Here is a 20,538-nt window from a genome sequence, read left to right as displayed (position 1 = left end):
AGATTGGCGTTCTGTCGCGATCGACACCACGGAGAGCACCGCGCCATGTTGACCTATTCCATCCAGAAAGTCGGCTACGATTTCAACCAGCTCGATCAGCAGGGCGCGACCGACTACGCGTCGTTCGTTCATGCGTTCGATGCGTTCCCTTGGGCTGCTCAGCACGTCGAATGGAACGAGACGCAGGACGGCCCGCTGCCGGCGCTCGTGCTGCAGCATGCCGACGATCAGCGCGAGCTGTGGGTGACCGCGTTGACGGATGCGCATTCGGACGGCTTCCAGTTGAATGCGGTGTCCATGCGGATGAAGAAGGGGCTCTTCGGCATCGGCAAGGGCAAGCTGGAGCAGCACGTCGACACGATCGACGTGAGAAAGCGCGTCGATGTCGATGCGTTGTGCCGGTTGTTCTGCGAGCGCCAGTATGACGAGCTGGACCAATTGGTTGCGCGACACGCGCAGCGCAACGCCGACGACGCGGATCGGGACAGCGACGACTGAACGCGTGTCGCCCGGTGGCGTTCGATCGAACGTGCGTGCGCCGGATTCGCGGTTGCCTAATCGTCGCTCGCGGCGTGCGTCGCCGCCGCGCGCGGAAACGTCAGCACCACCGCGAACCCGCCCGCATCGGGAAACGCAAACCCCACGCGCCCGCCGTGCGCCTTCATCACTTCCTGCACGATCGCGAGCCCGAGGCCGGACCCGGTACGCCGCTCGCTGCCGTCCGGCGCGATTCGCACGAACGGCTGCAACGCCGCGTCCCAGTGCTCGCGCGGTATCCCGCGCCCGTTGTCGGTGACGGTCAGCGTCACCGTGCCCTCCGCATTGCCGGCGGTCGCGACCGACACGACGATGTCGTCCGCGTGGCCGTGCAGCAGCGCGTTGTGCAGCACGTTCGACAGCGCTTCCTGAAGACTGATCGCATCGCCGTCGATCCATGCGTGCGGCGCGTCGCTCGCGAACGCAACGGCCACGTCGCGTTCGCCGGCGAGCGGAATCGTGCGGCCCAGGACCTCTTTCGCGAGCGTGACGAGTTCGACCGGTTGCAGTGGCACGGCCTCGGTGCGATGAATCACCATCGCATGATTGAGCAACTGGCCGGTGAGCCGGCCGACGTCCGAAGAAGTCGCACGCAACGCATCGAGCCGCGCCGCGTGACGCGCGGGATCCGATTCGCCGTCGAGCAGCTCGATCTGCGCGTCGAGCCGCGCGAGCGGCGTGCGCATCTGGTGCGCGGCGTCGGCGATGAAGCGCTGCATCGCGTTGATCCGCTCGGCAAGGCGGTGCATCAGGCCATTGATCGACCCGATGATCGCGTCGATCTCGCTCGGCGTATCGACGGCCACCGGCCGCAGGTCGGCCGGGTCGCGCGCGGCGATGATCGTGCCGATCTGCGCGAGCGGGCGCAGGCCACGCCGGATCGCGAGGCCGCTCGCGCCGATCGCGAGTACGCTCATCAGCAGGATCAGCGTCCATACCTTGATGCTCATGTCGTTCGTCAGCTGCTGGCGCGCGTTGGTTGTCTGCGCAACCGTCACGAGCGCCCAGCCCGGCGTGCTTTCCTCGGGCATGAAGCGCGCGATCGTCGCGGTGCGCACCCGATGCCCCTGGTAGACGGCGTTCGCGAACGCGGGGCCCTGCTTCGCGGCGGCGAGCGTCGCGGGGCTCGCGAGATCGTGGTACCCAGCCACGACCACGCCGCGCGAATCGACCACCTTGTAGTAGACGAGGTCGTAGCGCGACAGCGTCGACAGCGCGGCCACCGGCGGATTCAGCGCGAGCACGCCGCCTTGCACGTAGAGGTTTTCGGCGACCTGGATCGATGCGCCGGCGAGCAATTGGTCGTACGCGCGTTCGGCCGCGACGCCCGCGTAGTAGCGCGCGATCGCCGCGAGCGCGAGCGCGCCGGTCGCGACGACGAGCGCGATGAACAGCAGCGTGCGCCCGAACAGCGTCTTCGGGAACCAGTCAATGCGCGGCAATCTGATACCCCATCCCGCGTGCGGTGCGGATCTCGACCGAGCTGCCCTGCAGCTTCTTGCGCACGCGCGTCACGTATTGCTCGACCGCGTTCGCGGTCGGCTCGTTGCCGAAGCTGAACAACTGGTTCAGCAGTTCTTCCTTCGAGAAGATGCGTTGCGGGCGACTCGCGAGGATTTCGAGCAGCGCGAATTCCTGGCGCGACAGCGACAGCGGCTGGCCGTCGAGTTCCGCGAGACGGCTGCTGCGGTCGATCACGAGGCCGCCGAGCGTCAGCACGTCGTTCGCATGGCCGCTGTTGCGGCGCAGGAGCGCCTGCACGCGTGCGTCGAGTTCGCGGTAGTCGAACGGCTTCACGAGGTAGTCGTCGGCGCCGAGGCCGAGGCCGCTCACGCGGTCGTCGATCGCCGAGCGCGCGGTGACGAGCAGCACGGGCGTCGTGCTGCCCGTCGCGCGCAGGTTGCGCAGTACCGTGAAGCCGTCCATGCCGGGCAGGTTCGCATCGAGCACGACGAGATCGAAGCGCTCGACGCGCAGCAGCCCGTTCGCGGTCGCGCCGTCGGTTTCGAGATCGACGGCGTGGCCGAGCCGGGCCAGACGGCTGCGGATCGCCGCGCCGATTTCGGCATCGTCCTCCACGACGAGAATGCGCATGGTGCCGTTTGAAGGTAGGTGGGTTAGGGGTTTTCCCGGGGCCGGGATGTCAGCATTTTCTCAGACTCGGCCGATAACCTGTGTCGAGCCGGAAGCAGGATGCAAGGACGGCATTAATACCAGAAATATTCATGGAGACGGCAACATGCAGCATGTCACGGGCACGACGAACGCGCGCCGCGGCGCCACGCCGGCCTGCGCGTGGCCGCAGGCCGTCCGCTGCACGGCGGCGCGCGCATGACGACGTCGCCGCGCCGCCGCGCGTTGATCGCAGCCGGCCTCGGCGTGCTGGGCGTGCTCGGGGCGCCGGCGCGGGTGCGCGCGAAGCCGCGCACCGTGCGGATCTCGAAAGGCTATGGCGTGCTGTACCTGCCGCTGCTCGTGATGGAGAAGCAGCGGCTGTTCGAGCGGCATGCGGCGCGCCGCGGCGTGCGCGACGTCGCGGTCGAATGGGTGCTGCTCGACGGCGGCAATTCCGTCAACGACGCGATGATGGCCGGCACGCTCGATTTCGCGGCCGCCGGCGCGCCGGGTTTCATCGAGCTGTGGGCGCGGGCGCGCGGCATTCCGAACGTCGAGGTGATCGGCGTCAGCGGGCTGTCGACCACGTCGCTGTCGCTGAACGCGAACCGCGCGGGCCTCGTGTCGCTGCGCGACTTCACGCCGTCCGACCGGATCGCGGTGCCGGGCATCCGCACGTCGCTGTCGGCGGTCGTGCTGCAGATGGTCGCGAGCCGGCAGCTCGGCCCGACGCATTTCGCGCAACTCGATTCGATCACCGTGAACCTGCCGCATCCGCAGGCGATGCAGGCGCTGATCCGCCGCGAGAGCGGCGTGACCGCGCACTTCACGTCGCCGCCGTTCTCGACGCTCGAATTGCGGCAGCCGCGCATCCATCGCGTGGTGAATTCGGTCGACGTGCTCGGCCCGCTGACGCTCGACGTCGTGTTCGCGCCGAAGCGGCTCGTCGATGCGGAGCCGGCGCTCGCCGCCGCGTTTCTGGGCGCGCTCGACGAGGCGAATCGAATGATCGCTCAGGACCCGCGCGCGGCGGCCGCGCTCTATGCGTCGTCGTCGGGCGTCGGCGTGTCGCACGACGACGTGATGCGGATGCTCGCCGCGCCCGACACGCGCTTCTCGGTGTTGCCGAACCAGCTGATGGACTACGTCGAATTCCTGTACCTCGCCGGCACGATCAAGGCGAAGCCGCGCGCGTGGCACGAGATGTTCGCGCCGATGCTCGACGACTACCGGTCGGGTTGAGCCACGCGGGCCGCGATCCGAGTCCGTTTATCGAACCACGTGACGCCCGCGCGTTCATCAAGCGCGGCGCCGATTCAACCGACAAGCAACCGATATGCAACCGATTCACCCAAGGAGCCTGAAGTGAACGCTACCGACACCCTGGACCCCGCGTCCGCCGAAGAACAGCGCATCATGTCGAAGATGGCGCGGCGCCTGCTGCCCATCCTCGTCGTGATGTTCCTGATCGCGTTCATCGACCGGCAGAACGTCGGTTTCGCGAAACTGCAGATGGTGCACAGCCTCGGGATGACGGAAGCCGCGTTCGGGCTCGCGTCGTCGCTGTTCTTCATCGGCTACCTGCTGTTCGAGGTGCCGAGCACCCTTGCGCTGCATCGTTACGGCGCGCGCGTGTGGCTCGCGCGGATCATGCTGACGTGGGGGCTCATCACGGTGCTGATGGGCTTCACGACGTCGATGCCCGCGTTCTGCTCGCTGCGCTTCCTGCTTGGCATCGCCGAGGCCGGCTTCTATCCGGGCGTGATCTATTACCTGACGCTGTGGTTTCCGCAGAGCTACCGCGCGAAGGTGCTCGGCATCTTCACGCTCGGCAGCGCGCTCGCGAACATGCTCGGCTCGCTGGTCGGCGGCGTGCTGCTGAGCCTGAACGGCGTGTGGGGGCTCGCGGGCTGGCAGTGGGTGTTCGTCGCGACGGGCATTCCGGCCGTGGTCGTCGCGATCGTCGTGTTTCGCGTGCTGCCCGCGTCGTTCCGAGAAGCGCCGTTCCTCGACGCGCGCGAGAAGCAGATCGTCGCGGCCGCGCTGGAGCGCGAGAAGCCGGCGCAGGCCGAGCACGGTCAGCCGTGGAAGGCGCTGCTCGATCCGCGCGTGATGCTGTTCGCGGCGACCTACATGCTGATGTCGACGTCGCTGTACGGCGTCACGTACTGGCTGCCGACGCTCGTGAAATCGTTCGGCGTGTCGAGCACCACGAATGGCTTCCTGAGCATGCTGCCGTGGGCGCTCGCGGTGGTGCTGCTGGTGTGGCTGCCGGCGAAGCTGCGTCGCGCGAAGAGCATCCTCCGCACGATCGCGATCGTCGCGGCGCTCGGCGCGCTCGGCTTCCTGCTGAGCCTCGTGCTGCCGTCGACGCCGCTGCGCTTCATCGCGCTCGTGCTGGGCGGCGCGTGCATCCCGCTGCTGTATCCGTGCTTCTGGTCGATGCCGCCGCGTTACTTCACCGGCGCGCGGGCGGCCGCGAGCGTCGCCGCGATCAACTCGATCGGCAACCTCGGCGGCTTCTTCAGCCAGAACCTGATGCCGTTCGCGGGCAAGGTGACGGGCACCGCGTTCGGGCCGATGATCGTGCCGATCGTGTGCCTCGCGTTGCTCGGCGTCGGTGCGCTGGTCGCGTGGACGCGCTCGGAGCGGGGGATGGTCGCGGCGCGGGCGTGATGGCGTGCGGCGCTATCGCAGCGTCGGCCGGTTTTCGATGATCCTGAAACAGGACGACGCATGCCGGTTCGACGGCAAGTACTCGAGCGCATGCTGAAAGCGGCGCGCTCGACGAAGGCAGTCGACCAAGCCATCGTTGTCCGGCGTCTCCCGCCGCCCGTCTAGCCCCGCGAAACCCCGTGCCCGCCATGCGCGAGCGCCACGGGCGCCGGCACCCGCGGAATCTCGACCTCGACCGTCGTGCCTTCGCCGAGCGTCGTCGCGATCCGCAGCGTGCCGCCGACCAGATACGCACGCTCGCGCAACCCCACCAGCCCGAACGAAGCCGACTTGCGCGGCACCGCGGGATCGAAGCCCGCGCCGTCGTCGCGTATCGTCAGCGCGATCGCTTCGCTGCCGCACACGAGCTCGACGTCCGCGTGCGACGCGGCCGCGTGCCGGGCGACGTTCGCGAGCGCTTCCTGCGCGATGCGGAACACGGCCGTCGCATACGGTTCGTCGAGTTGCAGTTCGGGCGGCTCGACGTGCAGCGAACAGGCGATCCCATGGCGGTGCCGGAAATCCTCCACGAGCCATTGCATCGCCGCCGCGAAGCCGAGATCGTCCAGCATCAGCGGGCGCAGGTCCGACGCGATGCGGCGCGTCGCGGCCACCGCGCCGCGCGCGAGCGCATGCATCGCCGCGATCTTGCGTGCGAGCGATGCGTCGTCCTGCGGCACGCGGTCGATCAGCCATTCGAGATCGTTCTTCAGCGCCGCGAGCGACTGCGCGAGTTCATCGTGCAGTTCGCGCGCGATGCGGCGCTGCTCGGCTTCGCGCGCGCTGGCGCTGATCGCGGCGATCTCGCGCAGCTCCTCGCGCGACGCCTGCAACGCCCGCTCCGCGCGCACGCGCTCCTCGACTTCGCGTCGCAGGTCGCGGTTCGACGCGCTCAGCTGCGCGGTGCGCGCGGCGACGCGTTGTTCGAGCCGTTCGTTCGCGTCGTTCAGCTGCGCGCTTTTCTGCACGACGAGCAGATGCTGGAAGCGTGCGCCGGCCAGCGCGCGCACCGTCTGCGCGTGCAGCCGGCCGTTCTCGAACAGCATCGCGAACAGCACGACACCCGACGCGACGAGGCCGTACGCGCGCCCGGCGTAGAAGCCGAGATCGAAGCGCCCGTGGTTCAGCATCGACGACAGCGCGATGTCGAACAGCCACGCGACGAGCACCGTCATCACCCACAGGTCGAGCACCGAATGGCGGCGCCGCTGCCGCCACATCAGCATCAGCGCGACGAGATTCAACCCCCAGACGACCGTGATCGCTTTCGTCATCGTCGCGGTCATCCGGTTGCCGCTCATGATGCGCGGCAGCAGGTCGTGGCCGGCGGTCGCGAGCAGCGCGAGCGCGACCGTCGCGCCGATCGCGGCGGCGATGCAGAGGCCGACCGGAATCGCCGCGCGGCGCTGCGGGGCCGGGCTCGGGGCCGGATGCCCGCGCGACGTCGCGCGCAGCAGCGCGTACGCGGCGACCGACAGCGGAAAGCCGCCATGCCAGAACAGGTACAGCCATGCGGTGGTCTGTTCGCCGGCGCCGAGCAGGCCGGTCCGCGCGAACAGCCCGGGGAAGGTCAGCATGTGCGTGCCGGCCATGAACGCCGTGAACAGGTAGCCGCCCGCCAGCACGAGCAGCGGCTTCTCGCGCAGGATCGCGTACTGACCGAGCAGCAGGCCGGCCGTCACCATGTCGTTGACGACGATCGCCGACTGGTAAACGGGAATGAACGCCCAGCCGGGCGCGAGCGGCATCGCCGCGAACGGCGCGAGCGCGGCGAAGATCACGGCCGACACGAGTACCGTCGCGAGCGCGAGCCGCCGTTCGCGCCGGCCCGGCGGCAGCGACGACATGAACAGGCGCGACGTGTCCGGATCGTCGTTGTCCGACGACGGCGACGGCGACGGCGGTGCGGGCGGGAAGCGGAAGGCGGCCATCATGCGTCGTCGGCCCCGAGGTCGAGATCGTGGCGCACCGTGTAGCGGACCAGTGCGGCTTCGTGCGGCAGCCCCATCTTCTCGAGGATCCGCGTCTTGTACGTGCTGACCGTCTTCGCGCTCAGTGCGAGTTCGGACGCGATCCGCGTGACGGTCTGACCGGCGACGATGCGGCGCATCACGTCGAACTCGCGCGCGGACAGTCGCTCGTGCGGCAGCGCCTGAGCCGGTGCGCGCAGCGTGTGCGCGAGGCTTTCCGCCGCGGACGGGCTCACGTAGACGCCGCCCGCCGCCACCTTGCCGACGGCCTCGACGAGTTCGGCGGTCGCACTGTCCTTCGTCAGGTAGCCGGTGGCGCCGGCCTTGAACGCGCGCGCCGCGTACTGCGCTTCCGCGTGCATCGTCAACACCAGCGTGCGCAGCGACGGCGCCTGGCGCTTGACCAGCCGGATCAGCTCGATGCCGGTCGGCGCGGGCATCGACAGGTCGAGCAGCAGCACGTCGGCGGCCATGCGTTCGGCCAGCGCGAGCGTGCCCGAGCCGTCGCTTGCCTCGCCGACGATCTCGAAACCGCCGGCCATCTCCAGAATGTGACGCAGTCCGTCCCGCATGACTGCGTGATCGTCAGCCAGAATTACCCTGATCATCTTCCAGCGGTCCTCTTCGGGATGACGCCGCGCGTTGCCGTCGTGGCTGTCCGGTTGTCGCCGCGGCCGTTCTTCTGACCAATATATGCCCCCGAACCCGAAAACGGTACTCGTTCGAGAAATTTTCAAGGGGGTTGATCGCGGAATGCGCACTGCGACGAAATAATTTCCCGGCAAGCGTATCGTGCGCAGCGCACGCGAATCAGGGTATTCCCGGATGATCGTTGCACCGGACGCGGGCCGGCGCGGCATCGACGGCTCGCCCCGCGAACCGCTCCGATTCGGGACTAAACTGGTGCCCGATGCCATCTGCGCGAACCGAGGAGTCCTGCAATGATCGAGCTGGCCGATATCCTGCCGTCCGCCCTGCCTGCCGCCGTTGCCTGGGCCGAAGCGGAGGCAGCGCGCGGACTCGCGCAGGGCGCGCCGCTGACCCTCGGGCAGGCCGACGACGCGCGCACGGTGGGTGTCGCGCAGCCGGAGCGGATTCGCGTGATGACGGTCGAGCGCATGCCGTTTCCGGACACGCCGACGCTTGCCGCGATCGCCCGCGACACGGGGCTGCTGTCGCCCGGGACGATCGGCCTCACGCTCGGTCATGCGGTGTACGTGCTGCGCGGGCAGGACACGCGCCGGCTGCTGACTCACGAGTTCCGTCACGTGCATCAATACGAGGCCGCCGGCTCGATCGGCGCGTTTCTTGCGCGCTACCTGCACGAGATCGCGACGGTCGGCTACCACGACGCACCGCTCGAGGCCGACGCGCGGCAACACGAGTTCGATTGACCCACCCCCTAGCCTCCGACGCCGGCGCGAGCGTGCGCATGTCGCGATGAACGTATCCAATGCCCCTCCCGGCCCGCTGTTCGCGCATCGGGCCGCACCGTTCGGGAGTGTGCGATGAGCGACACGATCCATGCGTGGATCGGCGCGATCGGCGCGCATCCGCTTCTCGTGCTGGCGGTCGTGTTCGTGGCCGCGTGCGCCGAGGCGATCGCGCTGATCGGCACGGTCGTGCCGGCGGGCGCCGTGATGTTCGCGGCCGGCGCGCTGATCGGCGCGGGTGCGCTCGACGCATGGGCGACGATCGGCGTCGCGGCCGTCGGCGCGGTGATCGGCGACGGGATCAGCTACGAACTCGGCCGACGTTACCGCGGGATGATCCGCACTGCGTGGGCGCGCTTCGGCTCGGCGAACGCGTACGCACGCGGCGAGGAATTCGTGCTGCGTCACGGCATGAAGAGCATCGTGCTCGCGCGCTTTCTCGCGCCGGTGCGTGCGGTCGTACCGGTCGTCGTCGGTTGCGCGACGCTGCCGCGCCGGTTGTTCTATCCGGTCAACGTGATCTCGGCGCTCGTGTGGGCGCCCGTGCACGTCGCGCCCGGCATCCTGTTCGGCGCGTCGGCCGCGCTGGCCGCGGCGATCAGTGTGCGGGTCGCCGCGATCCTGCTGGTCGTGGCCGCGCTGGTCGCGCTCGTGTGGATCGGCGTGCGCGTCGCGCTGCGGCGCGGCTGGCCGTTGTTGTGTCGTGCGCTCGCCGAAGCCGTGCATGCATGCGTGCGCCGCTGGCCGCGGTTCGGCACGCGGCTGCACGACGGGATCGCGTACCTGCGCGGGCTGCCGGGCGCGGTGCCCGTGCTCGCGCTGTTGTTCGTCGGCTGCGTGTGGCTGTTCGCGGGGATCGTGCAGGACGTCGTCGCGAACGATCCGCTGATGCACGCGGACATCGCGCTGTACGCGTTCTTGCAGCACCTGCGCACGCCGCCCGCCGACGCCGCGATGAGCGCGCTCGCCGTGCTGCACGGACACGACACGGGGCTGATCGTCGCGGCCGCGTTTCTCGTCTGGCTGATGATCCACCGCTGCTGGCTGACGGCCGCATGGTGGCTCGCGACGATCGGCGTCGCCGTCGTGCTCGTGCCGGTGTTCGGCGCGGGCGCGCCCGGCGCGACGCCTGCGAGCCTGCCGCCCGGCGCGCTGCACGTGCCGCTGCCGGACGGCGACGCCGCGTTCGCGATCCTCGCGAGCAGCGGCCTTGGCTGGGTGCTGGCGCGCGACCGGCCCGCGCGGTGGCGCATTCCGGTCGTGACGGCGGTCGTGCTGTGGATCGTGCTCGGCGGCTTCGCGCGGCTGTACGTTGGCGATACCTGGTTGTCGGGCTTGCTGGGCGGATGGAGCCTCGGGCTCGCCTGGTTCGCATTGCTCGCCGGCGCCTATGCGTACTGGCGCGTGCGCGAGCACGTGCAGCCGCGCGGCGCGCTCGTCGCGGTCGTCGTCGTGCTCGCGACGGCCGGCGTATGGACGGTGCCCGCGCAGTGGCAGCTCGATCGCGCGGCGCGTCCGCATGTCGGCGACGTGGTCGCGATGACCGTCGACCAGTGGCTGCGCGGCGGGTGGCAGCGCGTGCCGGCGCGGCGCACCGAGATCGGCGGCGACCGCGAGGAATATCTGCCGCTGCAATGGAGCGCGACGTCGGACACGCTCGACCGCCATCTCGCGCAGGCCGGCTGGCAGCGCGCGACGCCGTGGTCGCCGGCCACCGCGCTGCGTTGGCTATTGCCGCAGGCGCCCGCCGATACGCTGCCCGTGCTGCCGCGTTATACGCACGGCGAGAGCACGCGACGCGTGTTCGTCCGCGTCGATCCCGCCCACCCGGAAAGCCGCTTCGTGCTGCGGCTGTGGCGTTATCCGTACGTGTTGCAGGATGCGCTCGGCATGCGGCCGCTGTGGTATGGCGCGTTGTATCGCGAAACGCTGCGCCGGCCGGCGCGGCTGATGACGATCGTGCACACGACGACGATCGACGATGCGGCGACGATCGCACACGCGTTGGCGGTCGAGCCGATGATCGCGCATCCGCCGGCGGGGATGACGGCCTCGCCGGATCAGATGCTGCTGGTGTGGATGGTTCAGCCGTGACGGGGCAGGTGTGACGTGCGCCCTTACGCGTGCGACGGCTGCGCGGGAACGACGGACAGGCGCAGGCCGACGGTCTTGAGCACCGCGAGCAGGGTTTTCAGCGTCGGGTTGCCGTTCGGAGACAGCGTGCGATACAGCGATTCGCGGCTGATGCCGGCTTCGGCCGCGACGGCGCCGAGCCCGCCGTACGCTTCCGCGACCGTGCGCAGCGCGAGCAGACCGGCCGCGCGGTTGTCGGGATCGTCGAGCGATTCCATCGCGACGCGCAGATAGGCGACCGCGAGCTCGCGGTCGGCGCCGAGTTCGGCGACTTCCGCATCGTGGTGCGATACCGCGCCTTTGAGCTTGTTCATGTTTGCCTCCGTTTCCAGTTCGACCCGTGTTCCTTGGCGCGCCTGATGTCGTCGGATTGACTCGCCTTGTCGCCGCCGGACAGCAGCAGCACCACGGCGCCGCCGTGCCGGCCGAAGTACACGCGATAGCCGGCGCCGACATGGACGCGCAGTTCGATCACGCCTTCGCCGACCGGCTCGCAATCGCCGAAGTTGCCGGTCTGCACGCGGCGCAGCCGCTCGCGGATTCGCGCCTGCGCGGGCTTGTCACGGACGGCGTTCAGCCATTCGGTGAACGGCTCGCGACCGTCGTCGCGTTGATAGCGAAGAAGTTCGAACTTGGAGAGCATTGTAACTTATAAGCTACAAAAAGGTAAATGGAGCGGGGCGGTTCACATCGCAATGGCTGGGCGGCCGATGAGCATGCGGCGTCTTCATCGTTCGGGATTCGAGGGCGTGGAGCGGGCTTCCCGGACGACGATCATTTTTTCATCCGGGATGGCGCGTGACGATTCGGCCAAATGGCCGCTACGGATGGTGCGACGGGACGCGCGTATCGCAGCGCAGCGCGGCGATAACGGCGACCGTCGATGAATCGCGGTACGATCGCTCGTTCGCCCGTCTGGCCTGCCGACATCACCTCACGAGAGACCCCGCATGATCACGATTCGCCCGATGACCGACGACGATTTCGCGCGCTTCTGGCCGACTTACCGCGCGATCGTCGCTGCTCAGGAAACCTATGCATTCGATCCCGAGCCGACCCAGGAAGCGGCGCGCGCACAGTGGCTCGACGCGCCGCTCTGCACGTGGATCGCCGAAGAGGACGGCGTGGTGCTCGGCTCGTATTTCCTGAAGGCGAACGCGGCCGGGCCCGGCAAGCACGTGAGCAACTGCGGCTACATGGTGAGCGAGGCCGCGCGCGGACGCGGCGTCGCGCGCCTGATGTGCGAGCACTCGCAGCAGATGGCGCGCGAGCGCGGTTTCCTCGCGATGCAGTTCAATTCGGTGGTCGCGACGAACGCGGTCGCGGTCGCGCTGTGGCAGAAGCTGGGATTCGAGATCGTCGGCCGGGTGCCGCGCGCATACCGTCACGCGCGGCTCGGCTTCGTCGACTGCTTCGTGATGTTCAAGTGGCTCGGCGACGCGGCGGCCGCCGAAGCCTGAGCAACCCGCCGCCGCGTCAGACGGCGAACGCGCCGTCGAACACGATCCGTTCGTCGAGCGCGAGCGTGCCGCGCGCGAAGATCAGGTCGAGATGGTGGCTGCCGTTTTCGCCGCCGCCGAGCCCGAGATGCAGGCCCGGATGGCGTTCCTCGAACCCCGCGTTGCGGCCGTACAGGCCGCGAATGCCGAGGTTCGTGCCGATGCCGAATTCCTCGATCCGCCGATGATTCGCGTGCCGGTCGAGATAGGTCGCGAAATCGCGCCGGAAGCCCGCGTCGTCGGTGTCGAAATCGACGATCGTGCTGTGCTCGACATGCAGCGTCGCGAGCCGCTCGGCCACCTTGTACTTGATCGCGAACGGCACGGTGCCGAGAAACGTGCCGCTGAACACGACGGTGCCGTTCAGGTCCGTCACGTGCGTCGCGATCTCGCCGGGCACGACGTCGAGGTTGCCCATGCCGTCCACGCTCGTCCATTTCTGGTCCGGCGCGAGCGAGCCCGTCAGCGTGTTGCCGGCTTCGTCGATGAAGCGGATCTGCGACGCGCGTGCGGCGGCCTCGATCAGCCGGCCGTTGCGCGCGGCGATGTCGTCGAGCGATTCGGCGAACGCCTCGTCGAGGTGCGGGCCGTAATCCTTGAATAAAACCGATTTGCCCCAGTGTTCGACGATCGCGGGGCGGATCGCGGCGAGAAATGGCGGCCCGCTCGGCGACGGCGTCGGCAGGCACGACGAGTCGTACAGCAGCACGAACAGGTCGGCGTCGTCGAGTGCGGCGGCGATATCGGCGGGCGCGGTGCTTTCGAGGCAGAGGGTGGTCGCGTCGAGCGAATCGGGCAGGGCGGAAAAGGCGCGCAACGCGGTGTCGCGGTTGCGGGTGTCATAGCCGACCAGCAGTTTTCCCGATTCGCCGCGTGCCAGCTTGTCGCGCAGCGCCGGGTGAAAACCGAGCGCGCGGTGCAGGTTCAGCATGCGTATCTCCGGAAGCGGCGGAAGGGCCGAGGCCCTTCCGCGAGAACGGGTGGCCCGCTCAGACCGGCCAGAGCGCGGTGCCGAACGGCACCACGGCGTCCTCGACCATCATGTCGACGGCCTCGGGGTGCGTGTCTTCCTGCATCCAGTCAAGCAATTCGATCTGCTGGGTTTCCTGCATGTCAATTCTCCTGTGGTGAACATGAGTGATTCAACATGAAAGCGCGGCAAAAACATGGCCGCTCCTCGTTCGGAATTTTTTGAATGCCGGGCGAGTGGCGTCGATATTAGTCTGATGAATTTACGAATGCAATGCGTCGCATTGTTTTTAGCTGAGGTGCGCTAAACACGGGCGTTTTCGATTCACATATTGGAAAAATGGATAAAACGAGCGACAGATCGCGCATCTTTTTTTAGTGAATTCAAATCCAGAACGTCGAATTGAATTCGGTAATTTTTAATTTGAGTTCAATTGACAGGATTGCTGCACTTTATGTCGTTAAAGAAAGCCGCATGCGAACGTCATCCGAGCAGCGCCTTTCCGATCGCCTTCGTCGGTTCCGAGCGCAGCACCAGCGAAGTCGTGACCGCGCCGAAGCGGGCAATCGCGTCGATCAGGGTTTCGAGCTGGCCCGGCGTCGGCACCAGCACCTTCAGCAGAAAGCAGTCCTCGCCGGTCATGCGGTGGACTTCGATGACATGCGGCATCTCGGCAAACGTGCGCAGCGCCGGTTTGATGTGCTCGTGAGTCGTTTTGAGCCGGATGATCGCCATCATGCCCAACCCCAGCGCCGCCGGATCGATCCGCGCGCCGTAGCCGGCGATGATCCCGCGTTCTTCCAGCCGCTTGACGCGCTCCGACGTGGCGGGCTGCGACAGCCCGATGCGCCTGCCGACTTCCGACAGCGGCGTCCGCGCGTTGTCCTGCAGCGCTTCGAGGATCGCAAGATCCAGGCGATCCAGTGCTTCTTCCGGCATGACGGTCCTCCGGTACCGTTGATTCATCGGCATTTTGTCCCAATAACCGATGACTTGCCATTCCATGCCGACTGATGCGTGGTCACACTCTGGGCTTTCGTCGATGGAGGGAGTGATGGATCGAGCGATCGTGATCGTGCCGGGTATCGGCAATTCGGGACCGGATCATTGGCAGAGCCACTGGGAGGCGGCGTTGCCCGGCGCCGCGCGCATCGCGCCGGCTTCATGGGACGCGCCCGACCTGGCCGACTGGACGGCGGCGCTGGACGAGGCCGTCGCGAACGCCGGGGTGCCTCCGCTCGTGGTGTGTCATTCGCTGGGTTGTCTGTTGTTCGCGCATTGGCATGCCGTGTCGGCTCGGGCGGTGCGCGGCGCGTTTCTCGTGGCCGTGCCCGACCGGGCAGGGCCGCGCTTTCCCGTTGCCGCCGCCGCGTTCGCGAACCTGCCGAACAGTGGGTTCGGGCGCGTGCCTGTGCTGGCGATCGCGAGCGAGGACGATCCGTACGATCCGTCGGGGCGCGCGCTCGAATGGGCAACGGAACAGGGTGCGACGCCGCTTCTGCTCGGCGCGCGCGGCCATCTGAACGCGGCGTCCGGGCTGGCTGGATGGCCCGAAGGGCGCGCGTTGCTGGCGGCGTTTGCGGCCGGACTCGGGCGATAGCGCGTGCCCGCGCCGGCTGGTTTCCCGCGGTGTTCGGCCGTCGTGTCGGGGAGCGGGAACCGGGCGCGGCGGCCGTCGCGGTTGTTCCGCTGCCGCGCGTGCCGATTTCGTGGCGGCTCCAGTATGATCGACCGACGGCGGCGCAAGCCCCGGAATCGAACAACGAAGGAGACACCCCGATGCGTGCAGTGCCGCAACCGGAGCGTGACGGTCGCTCGCGGCCGGACGCCGGCGCGACCGATCCCGGCCGCATGGCCGCGTGGCGGCTCGCGATCTGCCTGTCGCTCGGCAGCGCGATCGCGCTCGGCCTCGCACGCTTTTCGTATGCGTTGCTGCTGTCGCCGATGAAGGCCGATCTCGGCTGGACGTTCGCGCAGGCCGGCGCGCTGAATACGGCGAACGCGGCCGGCTACCTGATCGGCGCGCTTGCATTCCCGCTGCTGTCGCGGCGCTGGCGCGCGGGCACGCTGCTCGCGGCCGGCTGCGCGCTGACCGCCGTGCTGATGGCCGCGGGCGGGCTCACGCCGGACATGCACGCGTTGCTCGCGCAGCGGCTGGCGACGGGTGTCGGCAGCGCGTTGATCTTCATCAGCGGCGGCGTACTGGCCGCGCGGCTCGCCTCCGCGTCGCCGCGCGATGCGGGGCTGCTGCTCGGCCTTTACTACGGCGGCACCGGATGGGGCATCGTCGCGTCGTCGCTGCTCGTGCCGGCCACGCTCGTGTCACGCGTGCACGGCTGGCAGCCCGCGTGGTTCGCACTCGCGACGGCGTGCGTGCTGTTCTCGGCAGTCGCCGTGTCGGCCGCGCGCCGCATCGAGCATGCCCATGCGGCACCGGCCACGCGGGCCGACGGTGCGAAACCGGCGGCTGCCGCGAGCCCGGCCCGCTTCGCACTCGCGCTGGCCGGCTACGCGCTGTTCGGCGTCGGCTATATCGGCTACATGACGTTCATCGTCGCGTTGCTGCGCGGCGCGGGGATGAGCGGCTCGGTCGTCGCCGCGTTCTACGTGATGCTCGGCGTCGCGACCGTCGTGTCGGCGCGGCTATGGTCGGGGCTGCTCGACCGGATGCGCGGCGGCCAGGCGCTCGCGGTGCTCAACGCGCTGCTCGGCGTCGCGACGCTGATGCCCGCGCTGTTCGTGCATCCGGCCGCCGCATTCGCATCGGGCTTGCTGTTCGGCGCGACGTTCCTGTCGGCGGTCGCGTCGACGACGGCCTTCGTGCGGCACAACCTGCCGCCCGACGGCTGGGCGAAGGGGATCAGCGCCTTCACGACGGTCTTCGCATTCGGGCAGATCGCGGGGCCGGTCGCGATCGGCTGGGTGTCGGACAGCGCGGGGCTCGCGCGCGGGCTCGTGTATTCGGCGCTCACGCTGTTCGCGGGCGCGGCATTCGCGGCCGGGCAGCGCGCGCTGCGCAGCACGTCCGCGTAGCCAAGCACCCGTCACCGCACGCATGCGGTGCGCGACACGCGATGAAACGCGCGGCTGAAGTAGATCAGGCTGTCACCGTCGTCGCGCACGCGGATCGACGTCGCCTCGATGAACATCACCGAATGCGAGCCGACTTCCTTCATCTCGGCGATCGTGCCCTGCAGGCTCGCGAGCGCATCGCGCAGCACCGGCACGTCCCGTTCGCCGCGATCCCACACGGGCAGTTCGAAGCGCTGTTCCATCGGCAGGTCGGTGAGCCCCGCGAAGTGTCGCGCGAGCAGCTCGTGCTCGGCCGGCAACACGTTGATGCAGACCTGACGGTTGCGCTCGAAGGTCGCATGCATCGCGCTCGACCGGTTCAGGCACACGAGCAGCGTCGGCGGCGCGTCGGTGACCGAGCACACGGCGCTCGCGGTGATCCCGCAACGGCCGTGCGGCCCCGCGGTAGTGATCACGTTGACGGCCGCGCCGAGATGGGCCATCGCCTGGCGGAAGGCCTTTTGCGCGTCGGTCGGTTCGACGCGCGCCGGTTGCGGGATATCGGTCGTGGCGGACATGGGCACTCCAGATTGGATGAAGGCGGCGATCGCGGGTGCTGTCGATGCAGCATCGCTCGGCCGACGATGACCCAAGCGTACGCCGCGAAAATGCGGCCGACCATTCGCACGAACGATGACGAAGATGGCGTTCGCGCCAACGCATCTAAAGGTTCTACCTAGATGCGCGGCACGCTGCGCGAAAAATGAGCGGTTGTGCGTTCACGCGGTACGTGAAGGGGTATTCAGCGGATTTTCGGCTCGCTATGATGTGCCGCATACCCCCGACGAACGACGCGGGCTTCACCCCTGCGTCGCGCGTGATACCGATACCGATATTTTGCGAGACACCCCGATGACGTCACCGGCACCGATCGTATACATCGTCGACGACGACGGCGGCATGCGGACGTCCCTCGCGTGGCTGCTCGAATCGGTCGGCATCGCGTCCGAAGGGTTCGCGAACGCGGCCGATTTTCTCGCGCGCTTCGACGTGAACCTGCCTGCGTGCCTCGTGCTCGACGTGCGGATGCCGGAGAAAAGCGGCTTCGACGTGCAGGCCGAACTGAATGCGCGCGACGCGACGCTGCCGGTGATCTTCGTCAGCGGACACGGCGACATTCCGATGTCGGTGCGCGCACTGCAGAACGGTGCGATCGATTTCGTCGAGAAGCCGTACAACTCGCAGCAGATGCTCGAGCGCGTGCAGCGCGCGCTGCGGCTCGCGCAGCAGCGGCATGCGGTGAGCCAGCGCCACCGCGAGCTGCGCCAGCGGCTCGACGCGCTGACCGCGCGCGAGAAGGAAGTGCTGCGCGGCGTCGTGGACGGCAAGGGCAGCAAGCAGATCGCGTCGGACCTGTCGATCAGCGTGAAGACCGTCGACGTGCATCGCGCGAGCATCAAGGAGAAGCTCGGCGCGACGTCGATCGCCGCGCTCGTGCGCGACGTGATGGTCGTGTGGGGCGACGATGGGGAGGCGTCTCGATAGCGGTCGGGGCTGTGCGCGGATCGGCTTGCGCATCCGGGCCACGAGAAGCATGCAACGCACGCGACGCAGCCGACGCGCACACACACCGCGCACACGCACCGCGCGCCCGATGCGTGCGTACCGTTCAGCGCATGTACAACCCGCCGTTGATGTCCCAGCATGCGCCGTTCGCGAAATGCGCGTCGCCCGACGCGAGCAGCACGGCCGCATCCGCGACGAAACCGGCCGACCCGAGCTTGCCGCCCGGTAGGCTCGCGAGCACCTGACGCAGTTTTTCCGGCGCGACGCTTTCGTACACGATCGGCAGATCGAGCGGCCCCGGCGAGATCGCGTTGACGGTCACGCCCTGCGCGGCGAGATCGCGGGCGAACACCTTGGTCAGCGTCAGCGTGCCGCCTTTCGCGGCCGCATAGTGCGCGCCCGTCGCCGAGCCGCCGTTCTGCCCGGCGAGCGACGCGATGTTGACGATGCGGCCCGCGCCGCGCTGCGCGAAGTACTGGCCGAACACCTGGCAGCCGAACAGCACGCTGCGCAGGTTCACGTCGATCACCTGGTCGAACTGCTCGGCCGTGATCTCCATCGCCGGCACGACCTTCGATGCGCCCGCGTTGTTGACGAGCACGTCGATCGTGCCCCAGCGCGCGACGAGCGCATCGCGCGCGGCTTCGAAATCGCGTTTCGACGTGACGTCGAGCGGCAGCGCGATCGCGCGTTCGCCGCTCGGATCGAGCTCGCGTGCATGCGCGTGAATCGCGTTGGCGGCGATGTCGGCCAGCGCGACGCGATAGCCGGCCGCATGGAAGCGTTCGGCGATGACGGCGCCGAGCCCGCGCGCGGCGCCGGTGACGAGAACGACTCTGTCTGACATGGTATGGAGTTCCGTGGTTCGCGGGCGCACGCCGAGGGAAGCGGCGCCCGTATCGTGGTTCATGCGGCGAGCGCGGCTTCGAAGTGTGCCGCGATTGCGCAGACCCGTTCGTCCGCGCCCTTGCGTCCGACGATCTGCAAGCCGGCCTTCAACGGCGAACCGGCGAGCGGCAGCGGCAGGCTGAGCGCCGGATGGCCGCTCAGGTTGAACGGGCGGATCAGCGACGACATCGCGATCACCGATACGCCGTCGCGTGCCTGCTGCAGTGTGATCGGCAACGCGGGCAGCGTCGGCAGCACCAGCACGTCCGCGTGTTCGAGCGCGGCGTCGATCTGTGCGGTGAAGCGTGCGCGCACGGCTTCGGCTTCCTTCAATGCCGCAGGCGCGGTCGTTGCGGCCGCACGCAATCGCGCATCGAGGTCGGCGCCGAGCTTGCCGGTCGCGACCAGGTGACCGAACGCGCGCGACGTTTCCGCGTTGATCACGGTGAGCCCCGCCGCGAACGCGGCCGGCATTGCATCGAGCACGATCGTATGCGAACGCAGGCCCGACGCGCGAACGGCCGCATCGAGCGCGGCGGCGATCGCCGGATCGGTTTCGACGGCGAGTTGGGCGACCGTGCAGCCTTCAACGGAAGCGGTCGCCTGCGCGCGATCGAAGTCCGGCGCGATCGCGGCCATCACCGCGACGAGCGTGCGGATCTCGCGCGCGAACGGCCCGACGCAATCGAGCGTGGTGTCCGCGGGCGCGACGCCGCGACGCGACACGCGGCCGAACGTCGGCTTCAGCCCGGCCACGCCGCAGCACGCGGCCGGCCCGCGGATCGAGCCGCCGGTATCGGTGCCGAGCGCCGCGTCGACGGCGCCGAGGCCGACGAGCGACGCGGAGCCGCTCGACGAGCCGCCGGGAATGCGCGCGGCATCCTGCGGATTGACGGGCGTGCCGGTGTAGTCGTTGATGCCGGTCATGCCGAACGCGAGTTCGTGCATGTTCGCCTTGCCGGCGATCTGCCAGCCGGCGTCGAGCAGCAGGCGGACCACGTCCGCGTGTCGGACGGCCGGCGGCGCATCGGCGAGCGCGCGGCTTGCCGCGCGGGTCGGATAGCCCGCGATGTCGATCGTGTCCTTGATCGCGATCGTCGGGCCGGGGCCGCCGAGCGTGAAGGTGTCGATGAAGCCTGTCATGGTGCGATGGCGTGCGAATACGGTGGAAGGGTTCAGGACCGTGGCGCGGCGGCGAGCGGCCACGGGCCGTCGAGCACGCGTTCGGTGCGGAAATGGCGGATCAGCCAGGCGGCGCCGTCGGCGCACGGCGCGAAATCGATCGTGAGCCGCGCGGCGATCAGCTCGGCCGAATCGTCTGCGTAGCGCGACGCCTGGAGCATGATCCAGCGGCCGCGTGCGCTTGCATGGTCGACACCGATCTCGATCGACTCCGACGTCAGGAAGTGCAGGTTCGCCGAGAAATGCGGATCGGGCGGAAGATAGCGGCCGAGCATCGCGACGATCGCGGCCGGGCCTTCGAGACGGCCGAACTTCCGCGCGTACCGCGGGCCGATGCCTTCCCACACGGCGTCGGACGTGAACAGTTCCGCCAGCGACGGGCCTTCGCCCGCATCTTCGGGTACGTCGCACAGCGCCATGTAGCGCGTGATCGTCGCGCGCACCGCGCGCTCGGCGTCGAGCGCCGCGACGCGCTGTGCGAGCGCGTCGATCGCGGCCGGAGACAGATCGGTCATCGC

22 protein-coding genes are annotated in these 20,538 nt (G+C 68.7%); 9 read left to right on the top strand and 13 right to left on the bottom strand.

Features of this window, described 5'->3' with window-relative positions:
- Window positions 1-45 precede the first annotated feature (45 nt).
- Window positions 46-498: a hypothetical protein gene (locus KR541_RS18190; protein ID WP_050014379.1), complete on the top strand. Its 453-nt coding sequence runs from the start codon at window positions 46-48 to the stop codon at window positions 496-498.
- 56 nt (window positions 499-554) lie between these two features.
- Here KR541_RS18190 and KR541_RS18185 read toward each other — a convergent pair whose 3' ends face one another.
- Together KR541_RS18185 and KR541_RS18180 are read right to left on the bottom strand one after the other, a co-directional pair.
- Window positions 555-1,979, bottom strand: coding sequence for a sensor histidine kinase (locus KR541_RS18185; protein ID WP_216089700.1), 1,425 nt, complete (start codon window positions 1,977-1,979; stop codon window positions 555-557).
- The gene (locus KR541_RS18180; protein WP_050014383.1) at window positions 1,966-2,631 is read right to left on the bottom strand and encodes a response regulator transcription factor; all 666 of its coding nucleotides are present in this window, start codon (window positions 2,629-2,631) and stop codon (window positions 1,966-1,968) included. The genes KR541_RS18185 and KR541_RS18180 overlap by 14 nt, the downstream gene beginning before the upstream one ends.
- A 237-nt stretch (window positions 2,632-2,868) precedes the next feature.
- Here KR541_RS18180 and KR541_RS18175 point away from each other — a divergent pair, with 237 nt between their 5' ends.
- Complete coding sequence (locus KR541_RS18175; RefSeq protein WP_216089699.1) at window positions 2,869-3,894, top strand: ABC transporter substrate-binding protein; 1,026 nt, start codon at window positions 2,869-2,871, stop codon at window positions 3,892-3,894.
- 123 nt (window positions 3,895-4,017) lie between these two features.
- On the top strand, window positions 4,018-5,328 hold the full coding sequence (locus KR541_RS18170) for an MFS transporter (RefSeq protein ID WP_050014384.1): 1,311 nt from the start codon (window positions 4,018-4,020) through the stop codon (window positions 5,326-5,328).
- 161 nt (window positions 5,329-5,489) lie between these two features.
- Here the strand turns inward: KR541_RS18170 and KR541_RS18165 are convergent, their stop codons facing one another.
- Together KR541_RS18165 and KR541_RS18160 are read right to left on the bottom strand one after the other, a co-directional pair.
- Window positions 5,490-7,301 carry a sensor histidine kinase gene (locus KR541_RS18165; protein WP_050014386.1) on the bottom strand — a complete coding sequence of 604 codons (1,812 nt, stop codon included), beginning with the start codon at window positions 7,299-7,301 and terminating at the stop codon, window positions 5,490-5,492.
- Window positions 7,298-7,945 carry a response regulator gene (locus KR541_RS18160; RefSeq protein WP_050014388.1) on the bottom strand — a complete coding sequence of 216 codons (648 nt, stop codon included), beginning with the start codon at window positions 7,943-7,945 and terminating at the stop codon, window positions 7,298-7,300. Before KR541_RS18160 ends, KR541_RS18165 begins: the two co-directional genes overlap by 4 nt.
- A 333-nt stretch (window positions 7,946-8,278) precedes the next feature.
- Between KR541_RS18160 and KR541_RS18155 the strand changes: the two genes are divergently transcribed.
- Together KR541_RS18155 and KR541_RS18150 are read left to right on the top strand one after the other, a co-directional pair.
- A complete protein-coding gene (locus KR541_RS18155) occupies window positions 8,279-8,731 on the top strand; it encodes a hypothetical protein (RefSeq protein ID WP_124630851.1) in 453 nt (150 codons plus the stop codon).
- Between the two features lie 114 nt (window positions 8,732-8,845).
- Window positions 8,846-10,864: an LssY C-terminal domain-containing protein gene (locus tag KR541_RS18150; protein ID WP_050014391.1), complete on the top strand. Its 2,019-nt coding sequence runs from the start codon at window positions 8,846-8,848 to the stop codon at window positions 10,862-10,864.
- A gap of 23 nt (window positions 10,865-10,887) precedes the next feature.
- Here the strand turns inward: KR541_RS18150 and KR541_RS18145 are convergent, their stop codons facing one another.
- Both KR541_RS18145 and KR541_RS18140 read right to left on the bottom strand, forming a co-directional pair.
- On the bottom strand, window positions 10,888-11,217 hold the full coding sequence (locus KR541_RS18145; protein ID WP_006479699.1) for a helix-turn-helix domain-containing transcriptional regulator: 330 nt from the start codon (window positions 11,215-11,217) through the stop codon (window positions 10,888-10,890).
- Window positions 11,214-11,546 (bottom strand): type II toxin-antitoxin system RelE/ParE family toxin, encoded by a 333-nt coding sequence (locus KR541_RS18140; RefSeq protein ID WP_089489031.1) that lies wholly within the window; start codon window positions 11,544-11,546, stop codon window positions 11,214-11,216. The genes KR541_RS18145 and KR541_RS18140 overlap by 4 nt, the downstream gene beginning before the upstream one ends.
- 307 nt (window positions 11,547-11,853) lie before the next feature.
- Between KR541_RS18140 and KR541_RS18135 the strand changes: the two genes are divergently transcribed.
- A complete protein-coding gene (locus tag KR541_RS18135; RefSeq protein WP_050014396.1) occupies window positions 11,854-12,363 on the top strand; it encodes a GNAT family N-acetyltransferase in 510 nt (169 codons plus the stop codon).
- Between the two features lie 16 nt (window positions 12,364-12,379).
- On the opposite strand, the gene KR541_RS18130 is transcribed toward KR541_RS18135, so the two are convergent.
- The 3 genes from KR541_RS18130 to KR541_RS18125 form a co-directional block, all read right to left on the bottom strand.
- Entirely contained in the window at window positions 12,380-13,333 is a 954-nt protein-coding gene (locus KR541_RS18130; RefSeq protein WP_124630849.1) for a CgnE/CgnB domain-containing protein, read from the bottom strand.
- Between the two features lie 58 nt (window positions 13,334-13,391).
- Complete coding sequence (locus KR541_RS36940; protein ID WP_006479692.1) at window positions 13,392-13,514, bottom strand: hypothetical protein; 123 nt, start codon at window positions 13,512-13,514, stop codon at window positions 13,392-13,394.
- 341 nt (window positions 13,515-13,855) lie between these two features.
- The gene (locus KR541_RS18125; protein WP_050014512.1) at window positions 13,856-14,311 is read right to left on the bottom strand and encodes an Lrp/AsnC family transcriptional regulator; all 456 of its coding nucleotides are present in this window, start codon (window positions 14,309-14,311) and stop codon (window positions 13,856-13,858) included.
- 115 nt (window positions 14,312-14,426) lie between these two features.
- Between KR541_RS18125 and KR541_RS18120 the strand changes: the two genes are divergently transcribed.
- Window positions 14,427-14,972 carry an RBBP9/YdeN family alpha/beta hydrolase gene (locus KR541_RS18120; RefSeq protein WP_216089698.1) on the top strand — a complete coding sequence of 182 codons (546 nt, stop codon included), beginning with the start codon at window positions 14,427-14,429 and terminating at the stop codon, window positions 14,970-14,972.
- A 179-nt stretch (window positions 14,973-15,151) separates the two neighbouring features.
- Window positions 15,152-16,405 carry a YbfB/YjiJ family MFS transporter gene (locus KR541_RS18115; protein WP_050014403.1) on the top strand — a complete coding sequence of 418 codons (1,254 nt, stop codon included), beginning with the start codon at window positions 15,152-15,154 and terminating at the stop codon, window positions 16,403-16,405.
- 11 nt (window positions 16,406-16,416) lie between these two features.
- On the opposite strand, the gene hpaC is transcribed toward KR541_RS18115, so the two are convergent.
- Entirely contained in the window at window positions 16,417-16,962 is a 546-nt protein-coding gene (hpaC, locus tag KR541_RS18110; RefSeq protein ID WP_216089697.1) for a 4-hydroxyphenylacetate 3-monooxygenase, reductase component, read from the bottom strand.
- A gap of 334 nt (window positions 16,963-17,296) precedes the next feature.
- Between hpaC and KR541_RS18105 the strand changes: the two genes are divergently transcribed.
- Window positions 17,297-17,929, top strand: a complete 633-nt coding sequence (locus tag KR541_RS18105; protein WP_216089696.1) for a response regulator transcription factor — start codon at window positions 17,297-17,299, stop codon at window positions 17,927-17,929.
- 124 nt (window positions 17,930-18,053) lie between these two features.
- On the opposite strand, the gene KR541_RS18100 is transcribed toward KR541_RS18105, so the two are convergent.
- The 3 genes from KR541_RS18100 to KR541_RS18090 are packed head-to-tail and all read right to left on the bottom strand — an operon-like array spanning window position 18,054 to window position 20,535.
- Complete coding sequence (locus KR541_RS18100; RefSeq protein WP_050014408.1) at window positions 18,054-18,797, bottom strand: SDR family NAD(P)-dependent oxidoreductase; 744 nt, start codon at window positions 18,795-18,797, stop codon at window positions 18,054-18,056.
- Window positions 18,798-18,856: 59 nt separating this feature from the next.
- Complete coding sequence (locus tag KR541_RS18095; protein ID WP_089489035.1) at window positions 18,857-19,981, bottom strand: amidase; 1,125 nt, start codon at window positions 19,979-19,981, stop codon at window positions 18,857-18,859.
- Between the two features lie 32 nt (window positions 19,982-20,013).
- Window positions 20,014-20,535 (bottom strand): nuclear transport factor 2 family protein, encoded by a 522-nt coding sequence (locus KR541_RS18090; RefSeq protein WP_050014412.1) that lies wholly within the window; start codon window positions 20,533-20,535, stop codon window positions 20,014-20,016.
- Window positions 20,536-20,538: the final 3 nt, after the last annotated feature.

This window comes from Burkholderia sola, from assembly GCF_905400185.1.
Taxonomy (GTDB): Bacteria; Pseudomonadota; Gammaproteobacteria; order Burkholderiales; family Burkholderiaceae; genus Burkholderia; species Burkholderia sola.
The sequence above is the reverse complement of the archived record's forward strand: the minus strand, read 5'-3'. Positions and strand labels throughout refer to the sequence as shown.

Coding starts and splice junctions, on each gene's coding strand:
- KR541_RS18190 (WP_050014379.1), top strand. CDS start 46: ATGTTGACCTATTCCATCCAGAAAGTCGGCTACGATTTCAACCAGCTC.
- KR541_RS18180 (WP_050014383.1), bottom strand. CDS start 2,631: ATGCGCATTCTCGTCGTGGAGGACGATGCCGAAATCGGCGCGGCGATC.
- KR541_RS18175 (WP_216089699.1), top strand. CDS start 2,869: ATGACGACGTCGCCGCGCCGCCGCGCGTTGATCGCAGCCGGCCTCGGC.
- KR541_RS18165 (WP_050014386.1), bottom strand. CDS start 7,301: ATGATGGCCGCCTTCCGCTTCCCGCCCGCACCGCCGTCGCCGTCGCCG.
- KR541_RS18160 (WP_050014388.1), bottom strand. CDS start 7,945: ATGATCAGGGTAATTCTGGCTGACGATCACGCAGTCATGCGGGACGGA.
- KR541_RS18155 (WP_124630851.1), top strand. CDS start 8,279: ATGATCGAGCTGGCCGATATCCTGCCGTCCGCCCTGCCTGCCGCCGTT.
- KR541_RS18150 (WP_050014391.1), top strand. CDS start 8,846: ATGAGCGACACGATCCATGCGTGGATCGGCGCGATCGGCGCGCATCCG.
- KR541_RS18145 (WP_006479699.1), bottom strand. CDS start 11,217: ATGAACAAGCTCAAAGGCGCGGTATCGCACCACGATGCGGAAGTCGCC.
- KR541_RS18140 (WP_089489031.1), bottom strand. CDS start 11,546: ATGCTCTCCAAGTTCGAACTTCTTCGCTATCAACGCGACGACGGTCGC.
- KR541_RS18135 (WP_050014396.1), top strand. CDS start 11,854: ATGATCACGATTCGCCCGATGACCGACGACGATTTCGCGCGCTTCTGG.
- KR541_RS18130 (WP_124630849.1), bottom strand. CDS start 13,333: ATGCTGAACCTGCACCGCGCGCTCGGTTTTCACCCGGCGCTGCGCGAC.
- KR541_RS36940 (WP_006479692.1), bottom strand. CDS start 13,514: ATGCAGGAAACCCAGCAGATCGAATTGCTTGACTGGATGCAGGAAGAC.
- KR541_RS18125 (WP_050014512.1), bottom strand. CDS start 14,311: ATGCCGGAAGAAGCACTGGATCGCCTGGATCTTGCGATCCTCGAAGCG.
- KR541_RS18120 (WP_216089698.1), top strand. CDS start 14,427: ATGGATCGAGCGATCGTGATCGTGCCGGGTATCGGCAATTCGGGACCG.
- KR541_RS18115 (WP_050014403.1), top strand. CDS start 15,152: ATGCGTGCAGTGCCGCAACCGGAGCGTGACGGTCGCTCGCGGCCGGAC.
- hpaC (WP_216089697.1), bottom strand. CDS start 16,962: ATGTCCGCCACGACCGATATCCCGCAACCGGCGCGCGTCGAACCGACC.
- KR541_RS18105 (WP_216089696.1), top strand. CDS start 17,297: ATGACGTCACCGGCACCGATCGTATACATCGTCGACGACGACGGCGGC.
- KR541_RS18100 (WP_050014408.1), bottom strand. CDS start 18,797: ATGTCAGACAGAGTCGTTCTCGTCACCGGCGCCGCGCGCGGGCTCGGC.
- KR541_RS18095 (WP_089489035.1), bottom strand. CDS start 19,981: ATGACAGGCTTCATCGACACCTTCACGCTCGGCGGCCCCGGCCCGACG.
- KR541_RS18090 (WP_050014412.1), bottom strand. CDS start 20,535: ATGACCGATCTGTCTCCGGCCGCGATCGACGCGCTCGCACAGCGCGTC.